At 72.7% G+C, this 10,260-nt stretch carries 9 protein-coding genes and 1 pseudogene; 5 read left to right on the top strand and 5 right to left on the bottom strand.

The window, feature by feature from the left end; genetic code table 11:
* Together IFT36_RS13195 and IFT36_RS13190 are read right to left on the bottom strand one after the other, a co-directional pair.
* Positions 1-861, bottom strand: a pseudogene (locus IFT36_RS13195) (M23 family peptidase); the annotation flags it as partial.
* Positions 862-1,225: 364 nt separating this feature from the next.
* Complete coding sequence (locus IFT36_RS13190; protein WP_123570572.1) at positions 1,226-1,666, bottom strand: MarR family winged helix-turn-helix transcriptional regulator; 441 nt, start codon at positions 1,664-1,666, stop codon at positions 1,226-1,228.
* Positions 1,667-1,773: 107 nt separating this feature from the next.
* Between IFT36_RS13190 and IFT36_RS17005 the strand changes: the two genes are divergently transcribed.
* Entirely contained in the window at positions 1,774-2,949 is a 1,176-nt protein-coding gene (locus tag IFT36_RS17005) for an ABC transporter permease (RefSeq protein WP_307785108.1), read from the top strand.
* An 89-nt stretch (positions 2,950-3,038) separates the two neighbouring features.
* Positions 3,039-4,316, top strand: a complete 1,278-nt coding sequence (locus IFT36_RS13185) for an FAD-binding protein (RefSeq protein ID WP_056046688.1) — start codon at positions 3,039-3,041, stop codon at positions 4,314-4,316.
* A 102-nt stretch (positions 4,317-4,418) separates the two neighbouring features.
* Here the strand turns inward: IFT36_RS13185 and IFT36_RS13180 are convergent, their stop codons facing one another.
* From IFT36_RS13180 to IFT36_RS13170, 3 genes are read right to left on the bottom strand one after another with little or no spacing between them, the layout of a single operon-like run.
* Positions 4,419-5,087 carry a histidine phosphatase family protein gene (locus IFT36_RS13180; protein ID WP_200413356.1) on the bottom strand — a complete coding sequence of 223 codons (669 nt, stop codon included), beginning with the start codon at positions 5,085-5,087 and terminating at the stop codon, positions 4,419-4,421.
* Positions 5,088-5,128: 41 nt separating this feature from the next.
* Positions 5,129-5,848, bottom strand: a complete 720-nt coding sequence (locus IFT36_RS13175; protein WP_307785107.1) for a nucleoside/nucleotide kinase family protein — start codon at positions 5,846-5,848, stop codon at positions 5,129-5,131.
* A complete protein-coding gene (locus IFT36_RS13170) occupies positions 5,845-6,579 on the bottom strand; it encodes a DedA family protein (protein WP_236556936.1) in 735 nt (244 codons plus the stop codon). The genes IFT36_RS13175 and IFT36_RS13170 overlap by 4 nt, the downstream gene beginning before the upstream one ends.
* Positions 6,580-6,743: 164 nt before the next feature.
* Here IFT36_RS13170 and IFT36_RS13165 point away from each other — a divergent pair, with 164 nt between their 5' ends.
* From IFT36_RS13165 to IFT36_RS13155, 3 genes are all read left to right on the top strand, one after another.
* Positions 6,744-7,706: an ABC transporter ATP-binding protein gene (locus IFT36_RS13165; RefSeq protein WP_043593111.1), complete on the top strand. Its 963-nt coding sequence runs from the start codon at positions 6,744-6,746 to the stop codon at positions 7,704-7,706.
* The gene (locus IFT36_RS13160; RefSeq protein ID WP_159825984.1) at positions 7,703-8,581 is read left to right on the top strand and encodes an ABC transporter permease subunit; all 879 of its coding nucleotides are present in this window, start codon (positions 7,703-7,705) and stop codon (positions 8,579-8,581) included. The genes IFT36_RS13165 and IFT36_RS13160 overlap by 4 nt, the downstream gene beginning before the upstream one ends.
* Before the next feature lie 120 nt (positions 8,582-8,701).
* Positions 8,702-10,225 carry a DHA2 family efflux MFS transporter permease subunit gene (locus IFT36_RS13155; protein ID WP_207114414.1) on the top strand — a complete coding sequence of 508 codons (1,524 nt, stop codon included), beginning with the start codon at positions 8,702-8,704 and terminating at the stop codon, positions 10,223-10,225.
* The last annotated feature ends 35 nt before the right edge of the window (positions 10,226-10,260 follow it).

Genomic DNA, 10,260 nt, shown 5'->3' with positions numbered 1-10,260 from the left:
GGCAGCCGCGGCGCGCTGCTGACGGAGCGCCTCGGCCTGGCGGGCGGCCTCGGCGGCAGCGGCGGCCTTGCGGGCCTCTTCGGCCTGACGCGCGACCTCGACGCCGGTGGCGTAGTCGGCCTCGGTCTGCAGGCTCTGGTCTTGCAGCACGGCGAGCTGGCCCTGGAGGCGCGACTCGTTCTCCTGCTGGGCGGCGACGGCGGCCGCGGCCGCGTCGGACGCGGCCTGGGCCTCGTCCATCGAGACCTGGGCGGCTCCCTGCAACTTCACGAGCGCGTCCGAGGCGACCTTGGCCTGGTCGGACAGCGACTGGGCCACGTTGCGGTCGTTCACGGCCTGCTGACGGATGCCGTCGGTCTGCTCGGTGAGCTTGCTCATCGCGCCGAGGCGGTACAGCAGGTCGTCGGCCTGCTCGGTGTCGCCCACGAGCTGCGACGAGACGTCACCGCCACCGGTGCGGGCGAGCTGGGCCGAGACCTGACCGGCGCGCTGTTCGCTGGCGTCGGCCACCGCAGCCTTCTCGTCGGCCTGCGACTGCAGTTCGGCGAGCTTGGCGGCACCGGCGTCGGCATCGGCCTGGGCCTGCTCGAACTCGGCACCGAGACGCTCAGCCTCGGCCTGGGCGGTGGTGGCGTCGCTCGCGAGCTGGTCGAGCAGCCCCTGGATGCGGCTGACCTCGGATGCCTTCGCCGACTCGCTCGACCGGGCCGCCTGGACGTCGTCCCACGTCGGGTACGAGGCGGCCTGTGCGGGCGAGCCCCCGAGCACCGCGCCCGACGCGACGAGCGTGAGGCTGAGCAGCACCGTCGCCACGGCGGCGGCGACGCCCTGACGGCGGGGCAGGGACACGGGCGAAGTCACGGAGGAGCACCTATCTGTGGTCGGTCCTGAGCCCGCTGGACGCGCCGGATCGACGGTCGTCGGGGGTGGGGAACCCGCTCAGCCTACGGGCGGAACCGGGAAGGGTAAACCCGCACCTCAGGGTTTCTCGTCATCGGCATGTCCCCAGTCAGGGGTTCACAGGGGGATGCACGACATGACTCCAGTCACATCCGTCACACGATCTGTACCCCGATCGACGAGGAGGCGCGGGTCGGCGACAGCCGTCGCCCACGACGACGGGCATCGCCGTTCCGGGCCGGGCCGGGCCGGGCCGGGGCCGGGCCGGGCCGGGCCGGCCATCGGGCACCCGGCACCGGGCACGGGCGCCGAGCCGCCAGGCGGGTTAGTCGACGAAGGCCGAGTTCAGACGGTGGAGCGCCGCGGCGAGCGCGTCGACCTCGGCGGCCGTCCATCCCTCGAGCCGGTCGGCCAGTGCGGACCGGTTGGCGTCGACCGATCGGGCGAGCAGGTCACGACCACGGGCGGTCAGCGTGAGCGCCTGGCCGCGGCGACCCTCGACCGCGGCCCCCGCGCCGGGCTCGACCAGGCCCAGCTCGACGAGTCCGCCGAGCTGGCGCGAGACGGTCGAGCGGTTCAGCCCGAAGTCGGCGGCGATGTCGGTGGCGCGGCAGCCGGGGTGGGTGGCGATGAAGGTGACGAGCGAGTGCTCGACGAACGACAGCGGGGCACTCTTGTGCCGCGCACGGGCGACGGCCCGTCGGGACACGGTCTCGAGCTCCGAGTAGACCGTGTCGATTCCTCGCTGCCCCCGCTGGTCCGTCACGGGATCAGCCTAACGGCGGGTGGTCGGGAACACCGAGGGGGTCGTTTGTGTTGCAGAATGCAACTGTAGACCGACGGGCAACGGCGCCCCCGACCACGAGGAGCCCCGTGACGACCACCGACCTGACCCTGCACCGCCCGGACGACGGCGCACGCCCCGACCACGACCCGTTCCGCGCCGACGCGCTCCGGGACCGGGACGACCGACCCGACCCGCGCCTCCACCGGGGTCACCAGCACGCCGGGCCCGCGACCGCGCGACGCCCGCGTCCCGACGCAGCGGCCTGGCGGTCCCTCGGCCTGCACGTGCTCATCCCGCTCTTCCTGGCCACCGGCATGGCCCTCGCCTACCTCGGCGCCTTCGGCCACCCGACCCCCCACCACGTGCCCGTCGCCGTCGTGGGCAGCTCGGCCCAGAGCGAGGTCTTCGCCCAACAGCTCAACGACGCCGACCCGGACGCCCTCGACGTGCGCACCGTCGCCGACGCCGACGCGGCGCGCAGGCTCATCACCGACCGCGAGATCTCGGGTGCGTTCGAGGTGGGCGCCACCGACGCGACGCTGTACGTCTCGTCCGCGGCGTCGGACACGACCGCGAGCGTCCTGCAGAAGGTGTTCGGTCCGGTCGCCTACCGACTCGGGCTGCCCCTGAAGGTCGACGACGTCGTCCCGAGCGGCGAGGGCGACCCGACCGGACAGGGCCTGTTCTTCCTGCTCGTCGCCCTGAGCGTCGGCGCGTACGCGAGTGCCGCAGCCATCTCGGCGGCGAGCGCCCGGCTGGGACTCGGCTCGCGCCTCCTCGCCGGGGTCGTCACGGCGGCCGTGATCGCGGCGATCGGCACCGTCGTGGTCGGCCCCGTCTACGGCATCGTCACGACCGGCCTCTGGGGCGTCGCCCTCGTCAGCTGGTTGTACGTGACCGCCGTCGTCGTGATCGGCATCGGCCTGCACCCCCTGCTCCGCCACTGGACGACGCCGGCCCTGACCATGCTCTTCGTCATGCTGAACTTCACCAGCTCGGGCGGAGTCTTCTCGTCGCAGCTCGTGCCGCCCTTCTTCGGCGCGTTGGGTGCCTTCTGGAACGGCTCGGCCTGGCTGCACGCCACGCAGTCGATCGTGTACTTCCCCGGGCAGGCATGGGGCCGGGCCGGTCTGACGCTCGCACTCTGGCTGGCCGCGGGGCTCGCCCTCGCCGGACTCACCCACCTCTGGAGCGTGCGCCGCACCCGGCTCGCGAACGAGCGCGTGGCCGTCCGCGAGGACGAGGAGGGCATCGCCGCCTGAGCCGCGGGGCGCCGGGGACGCCGGGCGCGGCGGTGACGCGTGCGACACCGGGCGCCGGGCCCGCCGGGGACGCGTGCGAGACTCGACCGGTGACGACGACGCACGAGACCCTCCGGCCACCCCGACGCGACGAGCGGAACTGGGCCGACAGCTTCAGCTACGGGGCGACCCGGGTCGTGCAGCCGACCACGATCGACGAGCTGAGCGAGCTGGTCGCCGGGGCCCCGCGCATCCGGGCCCTGGGCACGCGCCACTCCTTCAGCGACGTGGCCGACGGACCGGGGCTGTTGGTCTCGACCACGGCGTTGCCCGCCGACCCGGTGATCTCGGACGACGGCCACGGCGTGACCGTCGGGGCCGGCACGAACTACGCCGTCGTCGCGCAGCACCTCGACCGACACGGACTCGCCCTGCTGAACATGGGCTCGCTGCCGCACATCTCGGTGGGTGGAGCGATCGCGACCGGCACCCACGGCTCGGGACTCGGCCTCGGGAGCCTGTCGAGCGCGGTGTCGGCCCTCGAGATCGTCGGGCCCGACGGGTCGCTCCGGACCGTGCGTCGTGGACAGCCGGGCTTCGACGGCAGCGTCGTGGCCCTGGGCGCCCTCGGCGTGGTGGTCCGGGTGACCCTCGACGTCCAACCCGGGTTCCGCATGCGACAGGACACCTACGTCGACCTGCCCTGGTCGAGCGTCGACGACCACCTGATGGACGTCATGGGAGCCGGGTACAGCGTCAGCTTCTTCCACGAGTTCGACCACCGCATCCGCGAGGTGCTGGTCAAGTCGCGCGTGCCCGACGGCCTCGCCGACGTGTCGATGCCCCGTGACCTGTGGGGCGCCCGCCCCGCCCCCGTCGACGAGCACGCCGAGGTCACCGGTACGAAGTCGACGCCCATGGACGGCAGCGTGGGGTCGTGGGCCGACCGGTTGCCGCATTTCCGCATCGACGCCACCCCGTCCGTGGGTTCCGAACTGCAGAGCGAACACTTCGTCGCCCTCGAGGACGGTGCGGCCGCCCTCCGCGCCGTACGACGCCTCGGCGACGAGCTACGCCCGCACCTGCACACCTGCGAGACCCGCACCGTCGCGGGCGACCCGCTCTGGTTGAGCCCGACACCACAGGACAGCCTGGGCATCGCCTTCACCTGGAAGAAGCACCCCGCCGAGGTCGCGGCCTTGATCCCCCGGGTCGAGGAGGCGCTGGCCCCGTTCACCCCGCGCCCCCACTGGGGCAAGCTGTCGGCCCTGCCGCACGCGGCGATCGTCGCGGCCTACCCGAGGCTGACGGATTTCGCCGACCTCGTGCGCGACATCGACCCCGAGGGCAAGTTCGGCGGCCCGGCCGTGGAGCGCCTGCTCGCCTAGCCGCGACGGCGTGGAGCGCGTGCGCGCCTAGGCGCGACGGCGTGGAGCGCGTGCGCGCCTAGGCGCGACAGGTGGTCGACGGGTCGGGCCCCGGGTCGGGCTTCAGTAGGACTCGCCGGTGGGGTCCGCCGCCTCGAGGTCGAGCAGCTCGGCCCCGCCGACGGGCAGGCCCTGCCAGGTCTGCAGGCGCCAGCCGGCCTCGATGCTGCCCTCGAGGGTGACGACCCCCGTGTTCTCGAGCAGGTGCTGACGGATGAACTCGTCGTCGGCGTTGACCGCCCGCGAGCCGACCCAGGCCCGGATGGCCGCACCGTGACTGACGGCCGCGACCGTCTCGTGCCCGTCGCCCTCGGCCCCGGCGATCAGGTCGGCCAACGCGGCGTCGTACCGCGCGTAGAACTCGTGCCCGTCCTCGGAACCGGGCACCCGGACGTCGAGGTCGCCCGACGCCCAGGAGAAGACGCAGCCGACGTAGGCCGTGACCGCCTCGATGTCGTGTCGGCCCTCGAGGTCGCCCGCCTTCACCTCGCGCAACCCGTCGAGCACCGTCGGCGCGAGGCCCCGGGCGGCGGCCAGAGGAGCCGCGGTGAGCTGCGTCCGCACGAGCGTGCTGACGGCGAGGGCACCGATCGTCTCGTCGGCGAGGGCGGCGGGCAGAGCCTCGGCCTGCCGTCGACCGAGGTCGGTGAGCCCGACGCCGGGCGCGACGGTGCCGAGGACGCCCTCGACGTTGTCGGGGGTCTGACCGTGGCGGATCAACAACAGGCGCATGATCGTCAACCCTACGGTGGACCCCCGACACCGGCGGTCGGTCAGGCGTCGGGCCAGAGGCGACCGGCGTCCACGACGACGTCGGCCCGGGCGCGGGTGGCCCGCACGAGCCGGGCGTTCGCCTCGTCGGGACCCGCGGCCCAGGCCTCGGCGGCTCCGGGCGTCATGCCGAAGCGGACGTGACGGGCGACGAGCCAGCGCCGTCGCAGCTCGGCCGGGGTGTCGACGAACCACACCTCGTCGAACGTCGAGCGCACCGCGGGCCAGGGCGTGAGCTCGGCCAGCAGGTAGTTCCCCTCGCTGACCACGACCTCGACGGACGGATCGACCTCGACCGCGCCGCCGATCGACTCCTCGACGCCCCGGACGTACTCGGGTGCCCACACCGGCCCCGACCGGGACCGCAGCCGCTCGAGCAGGGCGAGGTAGCCGTCGGCGTCGAAGGTGTCGATCGCGCCCTTGCGGTCGAGGCGACCGAGCCGGGCCAGGGTGGCGCCCGCGAGGTGGAACCCGTCCATCGGCACGACGACGGCCCTCACCCCGACCCGAGCGAGTCCCTCGACGACGGCCGCGGCGACCGTGCTCTTGCCACCGCCGGGCTCGCCGGCGACGCCGATCAGGGTGCGGACGGACGTCGGGGCGGGACCGCCGGGGGACGCGAGGCCCGCGGAGGAGCCGCGCCGCGCCTCCTGCGTCCGGGCGTGGACCGCCAGGGCTCGGGCGACGAGGTCCTCGACCGAACCGAGCGGCGTACCGGTCACTCGGGGCGGCCGGCCGAGCCCGGACCGGTGCCCGCGTCGTCGCCGACGTCCGCGGTCCGCAGCTCGGTGAGGGCCGCCTCACGCCGCGACCGGCGCCAGGCGAGCAGGGCGTGCAGGGCGATGGGCACGACCGACAGCACGACGAGCACGACCGCCAGCACGTCGATGTGGTCGCGGATGAACGGGATGCCGCCGAGCAGCGAGCCGAGCACCGTCATGCCCACGGCCCAGAGGAAGGCGCCGGTCACGTTGAAGAGCAGGAACCTGCGGTACCGGTAGCCCGCGGTCCCCGCGGCCAGCGGGACGTAGGTGCGGACGATCGGGACGAACCGACCGAGGATCAGGCTCGTGCCGCCGTACTTCGCGAAGAAGGCCTCCGCACGCTCGAGGTAGGCCGTCTTCAAGATGCGTGCGTCGTCCTTGAACAGGCGTCGGCCGAAGCGGTTGCCGAGGAAGTAACCCACCTGGTCGCCGAGGACCGCGGCGACGAAGGCGCAGAGGGCGATCACCCAGACCTGCAGCCCCAGCGCCTCGTGCAGCACGCCGGCGGTGAAGAGCAGGGAGTCGCCGGGCAGGAACGGGAACAGCACGCCCGACTCGATGAAGACCATCAGCGAGATGCCGGCGAGGGCCCAGGGCCCCAGGGCGGGCAGCAGCTCGTCCGGGTTGAAGAGGACGAACCCCCCGCCGGTGGACGCGGGCAGGGCGGCGAGCAGGGTGTCGGCGATCACGAGGGACGACTGTAACGGGTCCACCCCGGGACGCGGCGTCCACCGAGCGGACCACTCGCGCATCCACCGGTCTCGGCCGGGCGGGGGATGCCCCCGAGCGCACCGCACCCCTAGCCTGAGGCGATGCGGACACCCCTCAGCATGCCGACGACAGGACGCACGCGATGATCGAAGCCCGGAACCTCACCAAGATCTACGGAGACAAGCGCGCGCTCGACGACGCCACCTTCACGGTCCGACCCGGTCTCGTCACCGGGTTCCTCGGCCCGAACGGCGCCGGCAAGTCCACCACCATGCGCATGATCGTCGGGCTCGACCGCCCCACCAGCGGCAGCGTCACGGTCAACGGCAAGCGGTTCGCCGACCACGCGGCCCCCCTGCACGAGGTCGGCGTCCTGCTCGACGCCAAGGCCGTGCACACCGGTCGCAGCGCCCACGACCACCTGCTCGCCATGGGCGCCACGCACGGCATCGGCAAGAAGCGCGTCGACGAGGTGATCGCCCTGACCGGCCTCGAGTCGGTCGCGAAGAAGCGCGTCGGCGGGTTCTCGCTCGGCATGGGCCAGCGCCTCGGCATCGCCGCCGCGCTGCTCGGCGACCCGGCCACCGTCATCCTCGACGAGCCCGTCAACGGCCTCGACCCCGAGGGCGTCGTCTGGGTGCGCACCCTGGCCCGCTTCCTCGCGAGCGAGGGTCGCACCGTGTTCCTCTCGTCGCACCTGATGAGCGAGATGGCCCAGACCGCCGACCACCTCATCGTGCTCGGGCGCGGCAAGGTGCTCGCCGACTCCCCCATCTCGGACGTCATCTCGCAGGCGTCGGGTGACGCCGTGCGCGTCCGCAGCCCGCACGCGGACCACCTCGTCTCGCTGCTGCAGGGGCCGGACGTCGCCGTCACGGCCGTCGAACCCGGCGTGGTCGAGTTGCGCGGCATCACCGCCGAGCGGGTCGGCGACCTCGCCGCCTCGTCCGGCGTCGTGCTGCACGAGCTCACCCCGCTGGTCCGCTCACTCGAGGACGCGTACATGACCCTCACGCAGGACTCCGTCGAATACCACGCAGGAGGCGCGGCGCGAGGCAGCCACGTCGCCCCCGACACGCAGACCCCCCAGGGAGCGACCCGATGACCGCCACGACCCCCACCCGTCACCGCGACCGACCCGTGCGCCCGACCTCGAAGCTCACCTTCGGCGGCGTGCTGCGCAGCGAGGTCGTCAAACTGCGCACGCTGCGCTCGACCTGGTGGTGCCTGGCGATCATGGTCGTCATCATCGTCGGCTTCGGTGCCCTCTTCGCCCTGAGCGCGGGCCTGTTCCAGGCCGGCGAGGCCAGCACCGAGCAACAACAGCAGATCGTCGCGCAGTCCGTCTCGGTCGGCGTGGTGTTCGGCCAGCTCGTCGCGTCGATCCTGGGTGCTCTCGTCATCACCGGTGAATTCGGCACGGGCATGATCCGGTCGACATTCGCCACGGTGCCCAAGCGCCTGCCCGCGGTCGTCGCCAAGCTCGTCGTCGTCGCGCTGACGCTCTTCGTGGTGTCGCTGGTCGCCCTCGTCCTGACCCTGCTGATCAACAGCGCGATCCTGCCGTCGAACGACATCACGGTCGACTTCGGCGACGGTGCCCTCTGGCGCAGCGTGGTCGGAGCCGCGGCCTCGATCGCCTTCATCGGCATGATCGCCTTCTCGCTCGGGGCGATCATCCGCAACGGCGCCGGCGCCATCGCGGCCTCGGTCGGCCTGGTCTTCGTGCTGCCGATCATCGTGCAGATCTTCACGGCGTTCGTCGACGCCGCCTGGGTCTACACACTGGCCGAGATCATCCCGCCGAACGCCGCCGCCCGGCTCTACGACTACGTCGTCTCCGGCCAGTCGGCCATGGCCCTGCCGAGCCCCGACGGGGCCCTCGTCCTCGAGCCGTGGAGCGCCCTGCTGGTGCTCGTCGGCTGGGTCGTCGTGCTCTTCGGTCTGGCGCTCGCGCTCGTGAAGCGACGCGACGTCTGACCGACGGGCACCGCGCCTCCTCGGGGTGACGGCGACGCGATCGGACGGATCGGGAAGAACCGGACCGTCTCGTACGTTCGGTCGCACAGGCACACCGCCGTCACCTCCGAGGAGCCCCATTTGAGCATCGACCCCTCTCCCCCGACGACCGTCGGCGACAGCCGAGCCGGCGAGAGCCGAACCGGCGACACCGCGACGACGGGCGCCGACGGCGACCAGGCCGGCACCGAGGCGCGCAACAAGCTCGTCATCGGGCTGCTGCTCGTGTCGGCCTTCGTCGTGATCCTCAACGAGACGATCATGGGCGTCGCCCTGCCGAGCCTCACCCGCGACCTCGACATCACCGTCACGGCGGGCCAGTGGCTGACCACGGGCTTCATGCTCACCATGGCCGTCGTCATCCCGATCACGGGCTTCCTGCTGCAGCGCTTCAACACCCGCCCGGTGTTCATCACCGCGATGAGCCTCTTCAGCCTCGGGACGGCCATCTCGGCGATCGCTCCCGGCTTCGGCGTGCTGCTGCTCGGCCGCGTCGTGCAGGCCTCGGGCACGGCGATCATGATGCCGCTGCTGATGACCACCGTGCTCACCCTCGTGCCGCCGGCCACGCGCGGCCGCACGATGGGCAACATCTCGATCGTCATCTCGGTCGCACCGGCCATCGGCCCGACGATCTCGGGCGTCATCCTGAGCGTGCTCGAGTGGCGCTTCATGTTCATCCTCGTGCTGCCGATCGCCCTCGTGGCGCTCGCGCTCGGTGCCGCCCGCGTCAAGAACGTCACCACGCCGAAGAAGGTGCCCCTCGACGTCACCTCGGTGATCCTGTCGGCCTTCGCCTTCGGTGGCATCGTCTTCGGGCTCAGCTCGATCGGCGAAGGGGCCGAGGCCGCCGTCCCCGCCTGGGTGCCGCTGGCCGTCGGCGTCGTCGCGCTCGTCGCGTTCGTGCTGCGGCAGCGCTCACTGCAGCGTCGCGACCGCGCCCTGCTCGACCTGCGCACGTTCTCGTCGCGCACCTTCACGATCTCGGCGTCGGTGCTCGGCGTCGGCATGATCGCCCTCTTCGGCACCCTGATCGTCCTGCCGATCTACCTGCAGAACGTGCACGGCCTCGACCCGCTCGCCACCGGGCTGCTGCTGCTGCCCGGCGGCCTCGTCCAGGGCCTGCTGTCGCCCGTCGTGGGACGCCTGTTCGACAAGTACGGCCCGACCGTGCTGCTCGTGCCCGGCACCACCCTGGTCAGCGCGGTGCTGTGGTTCATGTCCACGGTGTCGGAGTCCACCCCGATCCCGATGGTCCTCGCCGCCCACGTCGCCCTCAGCATCGGCCTGGCCTTCATGTTCACGCCGCTGTTCACCTCGGGCCTCGGGTCGCTGCCGTCGAACCTGTACTCGCACGGCAGCGCGATCGTCGGCACGGTGCAGCAGCTGGCGGGCGCCGCCGGCACCGCCGTGTTCGTCACCGTGATGACCCTGGCCGCCACCGCGGCGGCCAGCCAGTCCGGTGCCGGAGCCGCCGCCACGGGAGCCGGCGTGCGCGCCGCGTTCCTGGTCGGCGCGATCATCTCGGTGTTCGCCGTCGTGGGGTCGTTCTTCGTCCGGCGCCCGCCGGTCGTCGAGGGCGCCGAGCCGGTCGTCGCGCACTAGCCTGCGCGCGTCGCGCGTCGCGCGTCGCGCGTCGC

This window comes from Frigoribacterium sp. CFBP 13605, from assembly GCF_014839405.1.
Taxonomy (GTDB): Bacteria; Actinomycetota; Actinomycetes; order Actinomycetales; family Microbacteriaceae; genus Frigoribacterium.
This window is presented reverse-complemented; position numbering and strand designations above follow the sequence as displayed.

Excerpts from the sequence above, each read along its gene's own strand:
- IFT36_RS13180 (WP_200413356.1), bottom strand. The coding sequence starts at position 5,087 with ATGCGCCTGTTGTTGATCCGCCACGGTCAGACCCCCGACAACGTCGAG.
- IFT36_RS13165 (WP_043593111.1), top strand. The coding sequence starts at position 6,744 with ATGATCGAAGCCCGGAACCTCACCAAGATCTACGGAGACAAGCGCGCG.
- IFT36_RS13160 (WP_159825984.1), top strand. The coding sequence starts at position 7,703 with ATGACCGCCACGACCCCCACCCGTCACCGCGACCGACCCGTGCGCCCG.